Source organism: Streptococcus oralis, from assembly GCF_023109155.1.
GTDB classification, from domain to species: Bacteria; Bacillota; Bacilli; order Lactobacillales; family Streptococcaceae; genus Streptococcus; species Streptococcus oralis_BZ.
This window is the reverse complement of the sequence record NZ_JALDUA010000001.1, coordinates 704,473-719,601: the sequence shown is the minus strand read 5'-3', so window position 1 is coordinate 719,601 and position 15,129 is coordinate 704,473. Positions and strand designations below refer to the sequence as shown.

The window sequence follows — 15,129 nt, the reverse complement described above, 5'->3', positions numbered from 1 at the left end:
GTTTCACCTCATTATGAAAATTTACTCTTGGAGACTACCTCCAAGGATAGTTATTTAGAAAAACACTGGGTTTATCTAACGGAGAATGGGGGATTCGAACCCCCGCGCCAGTTACCCGACCTAACGATTTAGCAAACCGTCCTCTTCAGCCTCTTGAGTAATTCTCCACTAACATACTAGAATAAATAGGATACAACGAAGGATACAATTTGGAAAAAATCTACTGTATACCTGTTCATAATGGAGCCGGTGGGAGTCGAACCCACGTCCAAACACCTGCCAACATATTTGTCTACAACCATAGGTTATGTATTATTTTAACAGTCCCTCGACACATAACTCAAGCCTAGGAACTGCGAGTCTATTATTCTCTTATCAAACCACTAGACAAGGCTTGATCGTATCTCGCTAATCATAAGACCTGTCATTGAACACGAGCAATCCAAATCAGGTCACGCCTGCTGGTTTTTAGGCAGCTAGAGCGTAAGAAGTGTTATTTTTTGCAGTTATATTTAACTGAGCGTTTACGTCGCCACACGGGTTGCAAAATATGCCTCATAATGCCTGTCGAATCCGTAACGACCCCAGGATGTTAGAACTATTATAACCTATCTTCAAAAAAAATGCAAAATCAAGCCGTTTCTTTAGAAAAGAACCCCTTTTAAGGCTTCTGATAAGGCTTGATAACCGGCTACACTTAGATGGAGACCATCCGTTGTATAGGCTGATTGAAGTTGTCCTTCTGTATCTGTCAAACTATCATAAATCGACACAAAATCTACCTGCACATAGGCGGATGCTAGAGCCTCATAGGCTTGATTCCATTCCTTAATCTTTTCATTGGTACGAATATATACTGTCTGCTTGTATTCTTCTCCTTCATTGACTGGCAAAATGGAAAGGAGCTTTATTTGTGACAGCGGATAATCTCGGGTAATCGATTGGATAACTCGCTCAAGATTATCCAAGGTTTCATTCATAGGGACATCTTTTCCGATATCATTTGTCCCAATTAAGAGAACAATTTGATCGACAGCATCACCATAAAGATGGGCATCAAGATTGTCTAGTAGAAGCCCCGTCTGGTAACCTCGGATGCCACGATTAACAATCGTCTTGGCAGCTCCCAACAACTCTTGAAGAGGGTAATATTCCACTATCGAATCACCAATAAAGATGATATCTGGCTCTAGAACAGATACTTGATTCAATTCACGATACTTGGTTTGAATTTTTTCCTGCTCCTTTAAGAGCCAATTCTCTAATAACTGTACTGCCACCTTATCCCTCTTTCTCTAACCAATTCTCTAGAACTTGATAAACGCCTGCCTGGTTGTTAGCTGGTGCTAGGGCAGTCGCAACTGCCTTAACCTCATCAGCTGCATTTTCCATCGCATAGGCAATTCCAGCCAGCTCTAACATTTCGATATCGTTTTCGCTATCACCAAAAGCCATGATTTGTTCCGATTTCAAATTCCAGCGCTTGAGTAATTCTTCCAATCCCCAAGCCTTGTGAACCCCAGCCTGCAGGATATCGATACAGCCATAACCGCTAGAAACAGCCCTTACACGACCATCAAAGAGGTCATTGATTTCCCGCAAAACAGAACTAGAGCGTTCCTCTCCAACAACCATGCTCATCTTTAACACTCCACCAAAGAGGTCTGAGTTTAGCTCATCCACAAAATTTGTCCTTTGGTAAAGTTTTTCAATCATCTCTGGAGTCATAAATTTTTCCAGGTCTGTAAAAACCGTTCCTTCCTTGACAAAACTCCCATTCATACTGGTAACGACGAACTGATCTCGACACTCCCTCCCTTTAAAATGAAGGAGAGCCTTGTCAACCATAGCATCATCCCAAGTCTGGGCCTGAAGTAGCGTATCATACTCAAATATACGAGCGCCGTTAGCAACAACCAGAACTACTCTACTCGCCAAGTGCTCCAGTAATTGCCTCATTCGATGGACCTCATTTCCCGTCGCAATGACAAAACGGATACCTCGTTCATCTAATTGGTCTAAAATCTTTTCTAAACGTGGCAAATCCAGTTGCCCTCTTGGATCCAGCAAAGTTCCATCCATGTCTGTTGCAATTAACTTAATCGTCATCCTATCTCCTTTAGGGTGGAACACCTACCACTTCAACCCTACATGTTGATTCATTTCTTTATAGGCCGTGTCAATTCGTTCCTTGGTCGCTTCGTCCAACTTGTCACGATGACTGCCTCCCTCGATGAAGTCCTCTAGGATATAGGTCTGATAGAGGAAGAGCGGATAGCCTTCTGGAGAGTAAGTTCCTTTGGGTGTTCGATTGACCCAAGTAGGATGCGCTTTGGCCGTTTCAATCCTAGTCTTGCCATCTTTTTTCTTAATGGTCACATCCATGAGAACACCGCGCTCCGTCCACTTGGCATTTTCCTCATCTTGCATGGTTTCAATGCGTTGATTTGAGAGGAAATTCCCCATGGAGTAGATGATCAGTTTTTTGTCACCATCTTTTTCAACTGTTTCAGCAGGTTCAACGACGTGAGGATGCCCTCCAAAGATAATATCGGCTCCCCAGTCAATCATCTTATGGTACAGTGTTTTCTGTTCTTCCGTTGGTTCTAGCTGGTACTCAATTCCCATCTGAGGCATGATGACAGTAATATCCGCCTCCTTCTCCGCGCGCTCGATTTCTGCCTTCATCTTATCTTCATTCAAATCAGAAAGATAGCGATTATAGTCCTCTTGAGAGATATACTGCTCAATGCCATTAAAACCATAAGAATAGGCCAAGAGAGCTACCTTGATACCATTGACTTCCTTGATGACCATAGGGGCTTGGTCACGGGATTCATGTGTGTAGACTCCGATGGGTGTCATTCCAGCCTTTTCAATAGCTTGAGCCGTTGAAACCACTCCCTCAATTTGAGAATCCAAAATATGATTATGAGCCAAGTCTAGAACTTGGTAGCCTGCATCCTTGATCGCATCCATGACTTCCCCTGGTGCATTAAAGAGAGGATAACCTGCCAAATAGTGGTCCTTATTCACCGTTCCTTCAAAGTCACCAATCACCAAATCCGCTTGTTTGAGCCAGGGTTTTACATACTCAAAATTTTCATGGAAATCATAGGTCCCATCTTCTTTAAGAGCTGTTCGGTAGATAGGGATATGATAAAGAAGGTCACCATTTGCCATGATACGTGCCGTTGTTTCACCAGACTGATCTTCCTTGGATTGACCAGATGTACTAGCTGAATCAAGAGTTTGGCTACCAGGGATTGTTTCCTTACTACCTTGTACTGCTCGAACTAATAAGTTCCCCCCCATGGATAAGGCAACTGCAAGCAATAACACAATAATAAACTGGGCATTGGTCCAGGATTTATAATTCCGAAAGAAATCCACACTAGTTCTCCACACCCCATAAAGAGAGCCCTGAGACCGTCTATCTTGTCGCTTTTCCATCTTTATTCCCCCTTGCTTTTTGGTGCAAGTCTTTTCTTTTATTATACCACAGACAAAAGAGGAATACCGTTTATTATATTATTTTTTAGGAACTTCTGCGACTTTCTTTCTCGCCTATTTTGTGTTATCATATAGAGGTAATGAAAGGAGAGAAAATGTCTGCAATAGAACGTATTACAAAAGCTGCTCACTTAATTGATATGAACGATATTATCCGCGAGGGGAATCCTACTCTTCGCGCAGTTGCTGAGGAGGTTACTTTTCCACTGTCTGACCAGGAAATCATCCTTGGTGAAAAGATGATGCAATTCCTCAAACATTCCCAAGATCCTGTTATGGCTGAAAAGATGGGGCTCCGCGGTGGTGTTGGACTTGCTGCTCCCCAACTCGATATCTCAAAACGCGTTATTGCTGTTTTAGTGCCCAATATTGTGGAAGAAGGTGAAACTCCACAGGAAGCCTACGACCTGCAAGCTGTTATGTACAATCCAAAAATCGTCTCTCACTCTGTTCAAGATGCTGCTCTTGGCGAAGGAGAAGGTTGCCTATCTGTTGACCGTAACGTGCCAGGCTATGTTGTTCGTCATGCTCGTGTCACTGTTGATTATTTTGACAAGGACGGCGAAAAACACCGTATCAAGCTCAAAGGCTACAACTCTATCGTTGTCCAACACGAAATTGATCATCTAAACGGAATCATGTTTTACGATCGTATCAATGAAAAAGACCCATTTGCTGTCAAAGATGGACTCCTCATCCTCGAATAAAGAAAATCCCGTTGCAAGACGGGGTTTTGTGTTATAATAGAGGCATGAAAACAAATGATATTGTCTATGGCGTCCACGCCGTTACCGAAGCCCTCCTGGCAAATACTGGAAACAAACTCTACCTCCAAGAAGATCTTCGAGGTAAGAATGTTGAGAAAGTCAAGGAACTGGCTACAGAAAAGAAGGTCTCCATTTCTTGGACTTCAAAAAAATCCCTCTCTGAAATGACCGAAGGCGCTGTTCACCAAGGTTTTGTTCTACGAGTGTCCGAATTTGCCTATAGCGAGTTGGAACACATCCTTGCAAAAACACGTCAAGAGGAAAATCCACTTCTGTTGATTCTGGATGGTCTAACTGACCCCCATAATCTAGGTTCTATCTTAAGGACTGCTGATGCGACCAATGTTTCAGGCGTCATCATTCCCAAGCACCGTGCTGTCGGTGTAACTCCTGTCGTTGCCAAAACAGCCACAGGTGCTATTGAACACGTACCGATTGCGCGAGTGACCAACCTCAGTCAAACCCTAGACAAACTCAAGGATGAGGGATTCTGGACCTTTGGAACGGATATGAACGGTACTCCTTGCCACAAGTGGAATACAAAAGGGAAAATTGCCCTCATCATCGGAAATGAAGGAAAAGGCATCTCCAGCAACATCAAAAAACAGGTTGATGAAATGATTACCATTCCGATGAATGGGCATGTTCAAAGCCTTAATGCCAGTGTCGCTGCAGCCATTCTCATGTACGAAGTTTTCCGAAACAGACTATAAAAAAGTTTCCAGTCATCTGATTGGAAACTTTTTTATGATTATACTCAATGAAAATCAAAGAGCAAACTAGGAAGATAGCTGTAGACAGCTCAAAGCACTGCTTTGAGGTTGTGGATAGAACTGACGAAGTCAGTACCCATACCTACGGCAAGGTGAAGCTGACGTGGTTTGAAGAGATTTTCGAAGTGTATTAACTATGTTCTGTAATAAATTTGTATGCTTCTTGACCAGCGATAGCACCATCTCCAACTGCTGTTGTCACTTGGCGAAGGTCTTTATGGCGAACATCCCCAACCGCAAAGATACCGTCAACAGCCGTCTTCATGTGATTATCTGTCACAATCCAGCCTGCCTGATCTTGAATATTCAAATCTTTAGCAAAATCACTAACAGGGTCCAAACCGACATAAATAAAGACACCTCCGAAGGCTTGCTCTGTTACTTGACCTGTTTTCACATTTTCAAATACGACAGATTCTACTCGATTTTCACCTTTAATTTCCTTAACTACAGAGTCCCAGATAAAGTTGACTTTTTCATTTGCAAAGGCACGGTCTTGCAAAACCTTTTGGGCACGAAGTTCATCGCGACGGTGAACAATGGTAACAGTCTTGGCAAAGCGTGTCAAGAAGAGGGCTTCTTCTACCGCTGAATCTCCACCACCGACTACGAGCAAGTCTTGGTCACGGAAGAAAGCTCCATCACAGACTGCACAATAAGAAACACCGCGACTGTTCAGTTCTTCTTCTCCGGGAACCCCTAAGAGACGGTGTTTTGACCCAGTTGCCACGATGACAGTACGGGTTTCGTAAACTTGATCATCAGTGATTACCTTCTTATAGTCACCCTTGTCTTCAATATTTTCAACATAGCCATAAAGATGCTCCACTCCAAGGTTTTCAAGTGGTTCAAACATCTTTTCAGCCAATTCAGGTCCACTGATGTTGGCATAACCTGGATAGTTTTCAATATCAGATGTGTTGTTCATTTGCCCGCCTGGCAGACCACCTTCAATCAAAGCCACTTTCAGATTGCTGCGAGCGGCATATAAGGCAGCGGTCATTCCCGCAGGTCCAGCACCGACAATAATCGTATCGTACATTTCGATTCCTTCTTTCTTGTTGTAACTATCTTTATTCTAACTCATTCTTGCTAGCCACGCAAGGATTATGCCTTGAAAACCAAGAGCAAACTCATGACGGCAAAGGATAACACCGGAACGACCAAAACTCCAATCATAATCATATCATAGAGATGAGCTTGGCGAGCTTTGGCTGTCTTGTCCACACCAGACATGGCTCTCAATCCGATCCAAATCCCCAGAAAAATCACGACAAGGATGGTCGTTAAGATCAAACTCTCGAAATATAAAGAAAATAAATGCAGTAGCATGATCTCTCTCGTTTCTATCTTTTTTAAAGAGTAAACTCAGCTAGTCCAACTAACTGAGTTTTCCTTTTTCTATTATATCAAATATAAGTCCGTTTGTAACTAGCAAAGAATTCTTTTGTTCGTTCTTCTTTCGGATGATTGATGATTTCATCCGGTGTGCCAGACTCGATAATTTTCCCTTTATCTAGGAATAAAACCTTGTCTGCCACTTGGGCTACAAAAGACATATCGTGACTGACCAAAATCATGGTCTGACCTGACTTGGCAGCATCTGCAATAGACTTTTCTACTTCACCGACCAACTCTGGGTCGAGGGCTGAAGTGGGTTCGTCCAAGAGCAAGACATCTGGTTTCATAGCAAGCGCACGCGCGAGGGCAACCCGTTGCTTCTGTCCACCTGATAAGTGGCGAGGGTAATGGTTTTCACGGTCAGAAAGTCCAACCTTAGCCAACTCTTCCTTGGCGATTTTTGTTGCTTCCTCGTCCGATAATTTTTTAACGACAATCAAACCTTCCTTGACATTGTCAAGAGCAGTTCGGCGTTCAAACAAATTAAACTGTTGGAAAACCATGGACAACTTGCGACGAAGGGTTAGGATCTCTTCTTGGCTAATCTGAGAAAAATCAACTTTAAAATTGTCAATCTGAATCGTTCCACTATCTGGAGTTTCAAGGTAGTTCAAACTACGAAGAAAGGTTGATTTCCCAGCTCCAGATGAACCTATCAAAGCCACTACCTCACCTTTTTGGATATCCAAGTTCAGATGATTCAAGACTGTCTGTCCTGAAAAGGATTTGCTTAAATTCGAAATCTTAATCATTAACGAAGGTCTCCTTTCACATCTGTAGACACTGTATCCGGTGCTGAGATAGCCATTTTTCTCTCGATGAAACGGCCGAGGCTTTCAATTCCGATATTGACCACCCAGTAAACGAGAGCAACGGAGATGAAGCGTTCAAAATAGCGGTAATCTGCTCCACCTAAAATCTGAGCTTGGGCAAAGACCTCCACAACACCTGCGCTAAAGGCTAGAGAAGTTCCCTTGGTCAAACCGATAAGGGAATTAATCAAAGTCGGTGTCGCAACTACCGCCGCATTTGGAATAATCACGCGACGATAAACTTGCGCTCGCGTCATACCCAAACTGCGTGCCGCCTCAATTTCACCGGGATTAACAGAAAGGATGGCCGCACGAATCGTTTCACTTGCATAAGCCGCCTCATTAAAAGCAAAGGCCACAATCGCAAAAAGCGCTGCTGGAATCGCATTGATATTGAGACCAGTTCCCCATTGTTGGTTGATAGCTTTCAGTGCTAAAGGAATTCCGTAGTAGGTCAACATAAGTTGAACTAGGATTGGGGTACCTTTTAAGAAGCTGACGAAAAAGGCCTGCAAGGGATATAAAATCTTAACACGATTGATCTTAACAATGGCAAAAATTAGGGCAAGTAGCAAACCAAAGAGTGCACCTCCAAGCGTCAACATCAAGGTTGTAGGCAGTTGTTGGACAATCCTTGGAATTCCATCAAAGACCGAACGCAAACTAAAGAGCTTACCATCCGGAATGAGTTGCATCAAACTTTGGTACCAATCTGATGCTAAAAATGTTGTAACAGTCATAAAAACATCCTCTCCTGATAATGATTCATTCTATCATACTTCTGCTCGCAAGCAAATTATTTGCTACGGGCTGCTCAAACTTCGTCTATCTTCTAGTTTATCACACTTTAAAACAGGGAAGCTATATATTTTACCTATCAAGGAGATAAATAAAAACTATCTCAAACCTAAGTCCTCATAGGGTCTTCTATAGCCGATTTGTTTAATAGCACCATTCTCCACCAAAATTGGACGTTTCAATAACATGCCATCACTCGCTAGAAGCTTGGCTGCTTCTTGTTTTGACAAACTTCCCACCTTATCTTTTAAGCCCAGTTCGCGGTATTTAATCCCGCTAGTATTGAAAAATTGTTTCACTTCAAAACCGGAAGTTTCCAACCAGTTCAAAATCACTTCTTCACTTGGTGTTTCTTCTACGATGTGGACATCTTGGTATTCCAGTCCAAGTTGATCCAATTCATTTTTTGCTTTCTTACAAGTTGAACATTTTGGGTATTCGATAAATTCTAACATCTTCTTTTCTTTCTATTTTTTATTTTCTTGAAATGCTGCACCTTCATGTTGCAAGAGCCAGGCTTTCTTTTCGACTCCAGATGCATAGCCTGTCAAGCGATTGCCTGATCCCAGCACACGATGACAGGGTACGAGGATGGACCAAGGATTGCGCCCCACTGCTCCACCAATCGCTTGGGCAGAAGCTACTTGCAGGTCCTGCGCTATTTGTCCGTAAGTCACTGTTTGACCATAAGGAATGGCCTGTAAGTAGATCCAAACTCGCTTTTCAAAATCTGTTCCAATAGGAGCCAAAGGTAAGTCAGATAGATCCTGAACACTGCCTTCGAAATAGGTATCTAAATAGGAAATAACTTGCTCTAATACAGGATGGCTAGCAACTTCTTCTATCGTTTCATCCCCTAATCCCCTCTCAAAATGAGTTTGGTCCTGCACCCAAATTCCATAGAGATATTGCTCGTCAGCAACTAAGGATAAGGTCCCAATTGGCGACGGGTAGAGCATTTTTGCGTACTTATTTTGCTTCATTTTTTTAATTTCTGATAGGCCAAACGTTCCCCATCAACTGGAACCTTACCAACCTGTTGGAAGCCTAGCTTTTCAAAGATATGCTGCATGGCCTTGTTTTGTGCATGCGTATCTGAACGAAAATCTAGATAATCAAAACCTTCAATCAAGCCTTCTAGGAAAGTCTGAGCAACACCTTGTCCTTGGACATCTGCTGCCACAGCGATACGGTGAAAGACCAGATATTCTGATTCTCCCCCCTGCCAACTCCCTTCATAAATGGCTTCATAGGCTTCCTCTGGGCTCTTGGTCACAGCAGCATAGGCTAGCAGTTCTCCTTCTTCCAAGGCCACATAAGCTTGACCTGAGATGATATCATCGATAATGATGTCGGCATTTGGATAGCCATTTTGCCACTGGTCGCTACCAGACTTGGCTAAGCACTTTTTAGCATCCTCCATCACCTGCATAATGGCATCTACTTCGTTTGGAAAAGCTAAACGAATCTCCATCTTTTCCCCTCATTTCTAACTATTTTCTCTCATCATAGCATAATTTAAAGCTTTCTACAAGCAGTTGAAACTTGACTTTTGTTTTTTATTATTTTATAATCTAGTTATTAAAACTAGATAAAAAGGAGTTGGAAATGAATTCTAACTTTTCCTACCCAAAATGGGAAGACATTCCGAACATTGACCTCTATCTGGATCAGGTTTTGCTTTATGTCAATCAAGTCTGTGCCCCTATTTCTCCAGATAAAGAAAAGGGCCTGACCGCATCCATGGTCAATAACTATGTCAAACATGGTTACCTGACAAAGCCGGATAAGAAAAAATACCAACGCAAACAGATTGCCCGTTTGATTGCCATCACTACTCTCAAGTCTGTCTTTTCAATCCAAGAAATCGCTCAGACCCTCAATACTCTACAAACTCAAGCGAGCTCAGACCAGCTCTACGATGCTTTTGTGGACTACATGAACCATGGGATTGATCCAGAAAATCCTATTATCCAAACTAGCTGTCAAACGGTTAAACTCTATCATCAAACTCTAGACTTAATCCTTATCAAAGAAGAGGAGGAAATCCAATGAATACCAGTCTAAAACTCAGTAAAAAGCTCAGTTTTGGAGAGGAAATTGCTAATAGTGTGACCCATGCTGTGGGTGCCGTTATCATGCTCATCTTGCTCCCCATTTCATCCACCTATAGTTATGAAGCACACGGATTTTTATCATCTTTTGGTGTTTCAATCTTTGTTATCAGTCTCTTTCTCATGTTCCTCTCGTCAACCATTTACCACTCTATGGCCTATGGTTCGACCCACAAATACGTCTTGCGAATCATCGACCATTCTATGATTTACGTGGCTATCGCAGGCTCTTATACGCCGGTCGTATTGACTTTGATGAATAACTGGTTTGGCTATCTCATTATCGCCATTCAGTGGGGAACGACCATCTTTGGCATCCTTTATAAAATCTTTGCTAAAAAGGTCAATGAGAAATTCAGCCTTGCCCTTTACCTGATCATGGGCTGGTTGGTTCTGGCTATCATTCCTGCCATTATCAGTCAAACAACACCAATTTTCTGGAGTCTCATGGTAACTGGCGGACTCTGTTATACAGTTGGAGCTGGATTTTACGCTAAGAAAAAACCTTATTTCCACATGATTTGGCATCTCTTTATCCTAGCTGCATCTGCACTTCAATATATCGCGATTGTTTATTACATGTAAAAAAGTTGAGAATCTTTTCTCAACTTTTTTCTTTACACATATTGATAAAGTACTGGTGCAAGCCAACATCATCTGTCAATTCTGGATGAAAAGAAGTTACCAGCATATTTTTTTCTTGGGCTGCAACGATTTGATCATCAACTGTTGCTAAAACTTCCACACCCTCTCCAACACTGCTGATAATCGGTCCACGGATAAAAGTCATGGGAATCTGACCAACTCCCTTACATTCTGCCTCTGTATAGAAACTTCCTAGTTGGCGCCCATAAGCATTGCGCTCAACCACTATATCCATGGTTCCAAGATGACTTTCTTCCTGAGAAGTGATTTCCTTAGCCAGCAAAATCAAACCCGCACAGGTCCCAAAAACGGGTAATCCAGATAGAATGGCTTCTCGGATGGGAAGCAGCATGTTCTGGTCGCGCAAGAGCTTGCCCATGGTTGTAGACTCACCGCCAGGTAATATCAAACCCACCAAGTCACTCTGATGTTGTTGAAAATCATGCAAATTTCTGATTTGGACACTAGCGACTCCTAGTTTATCTAGCACTTTTTCATGTTCTGCAAAGGCGCCTTGCAAGGCTAGTATTCCGATTTTCATCTATTTTCCTCGCTCTGCCATAAGAATTTGGATTTCATTCTCATTGATACCAACCATGGCTTCCCCTAGATCTTCAGAGATTTGAGCCAGAATTTGGGGATTTTGGTAGTTGGTTACGGCCTTAACAATAGCACTTGCTCGTTTAACAGGGTCGCCTGATTTGAAAATACCTGAACCAACAAAGACACCCTCTGCCCCCAATTGCATCATCAGCGCAGCATCTGCTGGTGTTGCAACACCTCCAGCTGCGAAGTTTACAACTGGCAATTTTCCATGTTCATGAACGTATTGGACCAATTCAACAGAGACTTGCAAGTCCTTGGCAGCCACATAAAGTTCATCCTCACGGAGATTTTGAATACGGCGGATTTCTTGATTCATCATACGCATATGGCGAACGGCTTGGACGATATCTCCTGTACCCGGTTCTCCTTTTGTGCGAATCATAGAAGCTCCTTCAGCGATACGACGCAAGGCTTCACCCAAATCCTTAGCTCCACAGACAAAAGGAACTTGGAATTCTTTCTTGTCCACATGGAAACGGTCATCAGCTGGAGACAGCACTTCACTCTCATCGATATAGTCAATCTCAATAGCCTCTAAAATCTGAGCTTCAACAAAATGCCCGATTCTGACCTTGGCCATCACTGGAATGCTGACCGCTTCTTGGATTTCCTTAATCATCTTTGGATCGCTCATGCGGGAAACCCCACCGGCTGCACGAATATCAGCTGGAATCCGCTCCAAGGCCATAACAGCTGCCGCACCAGCAGCCTCTGCGATACGAGCCTGTTCAGGGTTCTGAACGTCCATGATAACCCCACCTTTGAGCATCTGAGCCAAGTTTTTATTTAGTTCATAACGATTTTCAGTCATTTCTTAATCCTCATCATTTGTATTGGTAGCTACCATTTCATTTTAAGCCAGATTAGAATGAAGTACAAGATAAAAAAAGGATAATTGTATGGGTACAGATTGACACTCAATGAAAATCAAAGAGCAAACTAGGAAGCTAGCCGCAGGCTGTACTTGAGTACGGTAAGGCGAAGCTGACGTGGTTTGAAGAGATTTTCGAAGAGTATAACTAAAAAACTATCTGACCTTAACTTAAGGCCAGATAGCTCGTCAATTTTTATTTTTCAGCTGTAAGTGCAGCCATTGTAATGTAGTTGTATGGTTTGTTGAAATGTGGCAAGAAGAATAGGTCTGTCAAAGCCAATTTGTCAATGGTTACATGCTCTTGGATAGCAAGTGAGAACATGTGGATTCCCATACTAATAGCAGCATCATGTGACACCATTTGTGCACCAAGGATTTCGCGGCTGTCTTTGTCAAAGACAATCTTGATGGCAACTTCGTGGTTGTCATGTTTGATAAATTCTGGTTTTTGAAGATCGTTAAATCCAGTTTCAGTTGCATTATAGCCTGCAGCTTTGGCTTTTTCAAGAGTCAAACCAGTCGAAACCATGTGAAGACCGTAGATAGAGATACCGTTTGATCCTTGAACTCCGATTCCTTCCAATTCATGACCACAAGCATTATAAGCACCAACGATACCAGTACGTACAGCGTTAGATGCAAGAGCGATGTAGCTTGTATCTTTACGTGCATTGTCATAAACAGTTGCACAGTCACCAACAGCGTATACACCTGGGATTGAAGTTTCTTGTTTCTTGTCTACAAGGAAGGCACCGTTGCGGAAGAGTTCAATCTTACCGTCAGCAAGAGCTGTGTTTGGACGGAAACCAACAGCAAGAACCACCATATCTACATCAAATGTTTCTTTGTCTGTTACCAAGCGTTCAACTTTTCCATCACCTTGGATGGCTTTAACTGTTTGACCAAGAGCCAAGCGGATGTTGTGGTCTTCCAAGTTCTTCGCCATCATTTGAGTGAAGTCTTTGTCATAGTAGCCGTTCAAGACAGTATCTACGATATCGACAAGCACCACTTCTTTTCCAAGACGCTCAAAGGCTTCAGCAAGTTCTACACCGATGTAACCACCACCAACAACGGCAATGCGCTCAAGGTGTTTGCTCTTGTCTTCAAGTTTTTCAATAACTTCTTCAGCGTTTTGGTACAATTTAACAAATTGTACATTTTCAAGAGTTGCTTTGAATTCGCGGTTGCCCTTAACGATTTCAACACCTTCGATTGGAGGCAAGATTGGAGTTGAACCAGTTGCAAAGATCAATTTATCATAAGACTCTTTGTGCTCTTTTCCTTCAACTTCTGCAGTCACAACTTTGTTATCGTAGTCAATTGAAAGAACTGGTGAGTTCATGTAAACTTTAGCACCTTTTGCTTCCAATTTTTCTTTATCAGAGTAGAAGAGACCTTCTGGGCCATCAATTTGTTCCCCGATCCAAAGCGCCATTCCACAACCAAGGAATGAAATATTTGAGTTTTGGTCAAATACTACGATTTCATTCTCATGACCAAAGTTATCCAACATCGTATTAATACAAGCTGTACCAGCGTGGTTAGCACCAACTACAACGATTTTACTCATAGAAAAATTCCTACCTTTAATTTTTGATTTACCTTCCTAGTATATCATTTACTGTTAGCGTTTACAAGACATTTGCTCAGAATTCTCTTTTTTTCAGAAAAAAATACACTTAACATTGATAAATCCAATTTTTCTATCGCTTTCATATTAGTTTTGAGCATATTTCTTGACTTTTTGTCAAAATTCATTTGTGAAAACGCTGACTTTATGATATGCTAGATACATGGAAAGAAAATGTAAGGGGTTTAATTTTTCTTTAACGACCTTATACTGAATGATTTCCTATAAAGAGAAAGGAGCTGGTAGCTTGCCTCTTCATTCACGTTCTGAACGGCTAATGGGAACAACTATCACGATTTCATTAGTAGATGAACAGGCTGATTGCCTACTTCAAGGAGCCTTTGATTTGCTCAAGGAACTCGAATACCGCTTTAACGCCAACAGTCAGGAATCCGAACTGATGGAAATCAACTACCTGGCTGGAATCACACCTGTTAAGGTCCATCCTGACTTATTTGAACTGATTGCTCTTGGGTTAGAACATAGTCTAGCTCCATCTAGCCATCTAAACATCAGCATTGGCCCCTTGATTCAAACCTGGCGAATCGGATTTGCAGATGCACGGCTTCCAGACTCTAAAGAAATCGAAGCTGTCTTGCCTCTAGTTGACCCGCATTTTATCAAGTTGGATCCCGCTAGCTCTACTGTATTTTTAGAGAAAAAGGGAATGAAACTTGATTTAGGTTGTTTAGCTAAGGGCTATAGTGCAGATAAGGTTGCTCAGTATTTTAAAGTACACGGTGTCACCTCTGCCTTGATCAATCTCGGAGGAAATATCCTCACCATCGGAAACAATCAAGCCAAAGATGGGAAAGCCTGGCAGATTGGGATTCAAGATCCGCGAAATCCTCGTGGAAATCATCTCCTAACCATTCCTGTTTCTAATAAATCCGTCGTCACTTCTGGTATCTATGAACGCCACCTGACAGTAGATGAAAAAGACTATCACCATATCTTTGATAGTGAGACAGGATTCCCTGTCGAAACCGATCTCGCTAGCCTAACGATTATCTCTGATAAATCCGTTGATGGTGAGATTTGGACAACTCGCCTATTCGGGGAACGAAGCGCTTCTATTCTCTGGCAAGTCGAAAGTATAGATGGTATTGAAGCCATCCTCATTGACAAAGAGGGACGCCTTGCTTGTTCTTCAGGCCTTCAAAATTGTATTATGTAAAAAGAGAAAGGAAATC

General features: G+C 42.3%; 18 protein-coding genes, 1 tRNA gene and 1 other RNA gene. 5 read left to right on the top strand and 15 right to left on the bottom strand.

The genetic code is table 11. The features are described from left to right. Nucleotides 1-79 precede the first annotated feature (79 nt). The 5 genes from M1F63_RS03530 to M1F63_RS03510 form a co-directional block, all read right to left on the bottom strand. Nucleotides 80-167: transfer RNA gene (locus M1F63_RS03530), tRNA-Ser, on the bottom strand. Nucleotides 168-238: 71 nt separating this feature from the next. Further along, nucleotides 239-586, bottom strand: a transfer-messenger RNA (tmRNA) gene (ssrA, locus tag M1F63_RS03525). A gap of 58 nt (nucleotides 587-644) precedes the next feature. Next, a complete protein-coding gene (locus M1F63_RS03520) occupies nucleotides 645-1,280 on the bottom strand; it encodes an SGNH/GDSL hydrolase family protein (protein ID WP_084939050.1) in 636 nt (211 codons plus the stop codon). Between the two features lies 1 nt (nucleotide 1,281). Continuing rightward, a complete protein-coding gene (locus tag M1F63_RS03515) occupies nucleotides 1,282-2,109 on the bottom strand; it encodes a Cof-type HAD-IIB family hydrolase (RefSeq protein WP_247940724.1) in 828 nt (275 codons plus the stop codon). 24 nt (nucleotides 2,110-2,133) lie between these two features. Further along, on the bottom strand, nucleotides 2,134-3,453 hold the full coding sequence (locus M1F63_RS03510) for a CapA family protein (protein WP_247940723.1): 1,320 nt from the start codon (nucleotides 3,451-3,453) through the stop codon (nucleotides 2,134-2,136). A gap of 155 nt (nucleotides 3,454-3,608) precedes the next feature. Between M1F63_RS03510 and def the strand changes: the two genes are divergently transcribed. After that, entirely contained in the window at nucleotides 3,609-4,220 is a 612-nt protein-coding gene (def, locus tag M1F63_RS03505) for a peptide deformylase (RefSeq protein WP_001272960.1), read from the top strand. Nucleotides 4,221-4,264: 44 nt separating this feature from the next. Next, nucleotides 4,265-4,993, top strand: a complete 729-nt coding sequence (rlmB, locus tag M1F63_RS03500; protein WP_000855758.1) for a 23S rRNA (guanosine(2251)-2'-O)-methyltransferase RlmB — start codon at nucleotides 4,265-4,267, stop codon at nucleotides 4,991-4,993. Between the two features lie 190 nt (nucleotides 4,994-5,183). Here rlmB and trxB read toward each other — a convergent pair whose 3' ends face one another. From trxB to M1F63_RS03465, 7 genes are all read right to left on the bottom strand, one after another. Next, the gene (gene trxB / locus M1F63_RS03495; protein WP_044021049.1) at nucleotides 5,184-6,095 is read right to left on the bottom strand and encodes a thioredoxin-disulfide reductase; all 912 of its coding nucleotides are present in this window, start codon (nucleotides 6,093-6,095) and stop codon (nucleotides 5,184-5,186) included. A gap of 65 nt (nucleotides 6,096-6,160) precedes the next feature. Then, on the bottom strand, nucleotides 6,161-6,385 hold the full coding sequence (locus tag M1F63_RS03490; RefSeq protein WP_000924294.1) for a DUF4059 family protein: 225 nt from the start codon (nucleotides 6,383-6,385) through the stop codon (nucleotides 6,161-6,163). A gap of 77 nt (nucleotides 6,386-6,462) precedes the next feature. Continuing rightward, on the bottom strand, nucleotides 6,463-7,206 hold the full coding sequence (locus M1F63_RS03485; RefSeq protein ID WP_125397927.1) for an amino acid ABC transporter ATP-binding protein: 744 nt from the start codon (nucleotides 7,204-7,206) through the stop codon (nucleotides 6,463-6,465). Then, nucleotides 7,206-8,006, bottom strand: coding sequence for an amino acid ABC transporter permease (locus M1F63_RS03480; protein WP_000219166.1), 801 nt, complete (start codon nucleotides 8,004-8,006; stop codon nucleotides 7,206-7,208). Before M1F63_RS03480 ends, M1F63_RS03485 begins: the two co-directional genes overlap by 1 nt. Before the next feature lie 156 nt (nucleotides 8,007-8,162). After that, on the bottom strand, nucleotides 8,163-8,519 hold the full coding sequence (locus tag M1F63_RS03475) for an arsenate reductase family protein (RefSeq protein ID WP_045592122.1): 357 nt from the start codon (nucleotides 8,517-8,519) through the stop codon (nucleotides 8,163-8,165). Nucleotides 8,520-8,531: 12 nt separating this feature from the next. Continuing rightward, entirely contained in the window at nucleotides 8,532-9,047 is a 516-nt protein-coding gene (locus M1F63_RS03470) for a methylated-DNA--[protein]-cysteine S-methyltransferase (RefSeq protein ID WP_247940722.1), read from the bottom strand. Continuing rightward, the gene (locus tag M1F63_RS03465; RefSeq protein WP_000405847.1) at nucleotides 9,044-9,538 is read right to left on the bottom strand and encodes a GNAT family N-acetyltransferase; all 495 of its coding nucleotides are present in this window, start codon (nucleotides 9,536-9,538) and stop codon (nucleotides 9,044-9,046) included. The genes M1F63_RS03470 and M1F63_RS03465 overlap by 4 nt, the downstream gene beginning before the upstream one ends. A gap of 134 nt (nucleotides 9,539-9,672) precedes the next feature. Here M1F63_RS03465 and M1F63_RS03460 point away from each other — a divergent pair, with 134 nt between their 5' ends. Together M1F63_RS03460 and trhA are read left to right on the top strand one after the other, a co-directional pair. Further along, nucleotides 9,673-10,119 (top strand): DUF1836 domain-containing protein, encoded by a 447-nt coding sequence (locus M1F63_RS03460; RefSeq protein ID WP_247940721.1) that lies wholly within the window; start codon nucleotides 9,673-9,675, stop codon nucleotides 10,117-10,119. Beyond that, entirely contained in the window at nucleotides 10,116-10,763 is a 648-nt protein-coding gene (trhA, locus tag M1F63_RS03455) for a PAQR family membrane homeostasis protein TrhA (protein WP_001097972.1), read from the top strand. The genes M1F63_RS03460 and trhA overlap by 4 nt, the downstream gene beginning before the upstream one ends. 19 nt (nucleotides 10,764-10,782) lie before the next feature. Here the strand turns inward: trhA and pdxT are convergent, their stop codons facing one another. The 3 genes from pdxT to nox all read right to left on the bottom strand — a co-directional run bounded on the left by pdxT (nucleotide 10,783) and on the right by nox (nucleotide 13,876). Continuing rightward, nucleotides 10,783-11,364: a pyridoxal 5'-phosphate synthase glutaminase subunit PdxT gene (gene pdxT / locus M1F63_RS03450; RefSeq protein ID WP_180833072.1), complete on the bottom strand. Its 582-nt coding sequence runs from the start codon at nucleotides 11,362-11,364 to the stop codon at nucleotides 10,783-10,785. Beyond that, nucleotides 11,365-12,240, bottom strand: a complete 876-nt coding sequence (gene pdxS / locus M1F63_RS03445; RefSeq protein WP_247940720.1) for a pyridoxal 5'-phosphate synthase lyase subunit PdxS — start codon at nucleotides 12,238-12,240, stop codon at nucleotides 11,365-11,367. It lies immediately after the preceding gene. A gap of 256 nt (nucleotides 12,241-12,496) precedes the next feature. After that, on the bottom strand, nucleotides 12,497-13,876 hold the full coding sequence (gene nox / locus M1F63_RS03440) for a H2O-forming NADH oxidase (protein ID WP_000036761.1): 1,380 nt from the start codon (nucleotides 13,874-13,876) through the stop codon (nucleotides 12,497-12,499). A 307-nt stretch (nucleotides 13,877-14,183) separates the two neighbouring features. Here nox and M1F63_RS03435 point away from each other — a divergent pair, with 307 nt between their 5' ends. Then, nucleotides 14,184-15,113, top strand: a complete 930-nt coding sequence (locus M1F63_RS03435) for an FAD:protein FMN transferase (RefSeq protein WP_247940773.1) — start codon at nucleotides 14,184-14,186, stop codon at nucleotides 15,111-15,113. Nucleotides 15,114-15,129 lie beyond the last annotated feature (16 nt).

Coding starts and splice junctions, on each gene's coding strand:
- M1F63_RS03480 (WP_000219166.1), bottom strand. CDS start 8,006: ATGACTGTTACAACATTTTTAGCATCAGATTGGTACCAAAGTTTGATG.
- M1F63_RS03465 (WP_000405847.1), bottom strand. CDS start 9,538: ATGGAGATTCGTTTAGCTTTTCCAAACGAAGTAGATGCCATTATGCAG.
- trhA (WP_001097972.1), top strand. CDS start 10,116: ATGAATACCAGTCTAAAACTCAGTAAAAAGCTCAGTTTTGGAGAGGAA.
- rlmB (WP_000855758.1), top strand. CDS start 4,265: ATGAAAACAAATGATATTGTCTATGGCGTCCACGCCGTTACCGAAGCC.
- M1F63_RS03460 (WP_247940721.1), top strand. CDS start 9,673: ATGAATTCTAACTTTTCCTACCCAAAATGGGAAGACATTCCGAACATT.
- pdxT (WP_180833072.1), bottom strand. CDS start 11,364: ATGAAAATCGGAATACTAGCCTTGCAAGGCGCCTTTGCAGAACATGAA.
- nox (WP_000036761.1), bottom strand. CDS start 13,876: ATGAGTAAAATCGTTGTAGTTGGTGCTAACCACGCTGGTACAGCTTGT.
- M1F63_RS03470 (WP_247940722.1), bottom strand. CDS start 9,047: ATGAAGCAAAATAAGTACGCAAAAATGCTCTACCCGTCGCCAATTGGG.
- M1F63_RS03475 (WP_045592122.1), bottom strand. CDS start 8,519: ATGTTAGAATTTATCGAATACCCAAAATGTTCAACTTGTAAGAAAGCA.
- pdxS (WP_247940720.1), bottom strand. CDS start 12,240: ATGACTGAAAATCGTTATGAACTAAATAAAAACTTGGCTCAGATGCTC.
- M1F63_RS03515 (WP_247940724.1), bottom strand. CDS start 2,109: ATGACGATTAAGTTAATTGCAACAGACATGGATGGAACTTTGCTGGAT.
- trxB (WP_044021049.1), bottom strand. CDS start 6,095: ATGTACGATACGATTATTGTCGGTGCTGGACCTGCGGGAATGACCGCT.
- M1F63_RS03490 (WP_000924294.1), bottom strand. CDS start 6,385: ATGCTACTGCATTTATTTTCTTTATATTTCGAGAGTTTGATCTTAACG.
- def (WP_001272960.1), top strand. CDS start 3,609: ATGTCTGCAATAGAACGTATTACAAAAGCTGCTCACTTAATTGATATG.
- M1F63_RS03485 (WP_125397927.1), bottom strand. CDS start 7,206: ATGATTAAGATTTCGAATTTAAGCAAATCCTTTTCAGGACAGACAGTC.
- M1F63_RS03510 (WP_247940723.1), bottom strand. CDS start 3,453: ATGGAAAAGCGACAAGATAGACGGTCTCAGGGCTCTCTTTATGGGGTG.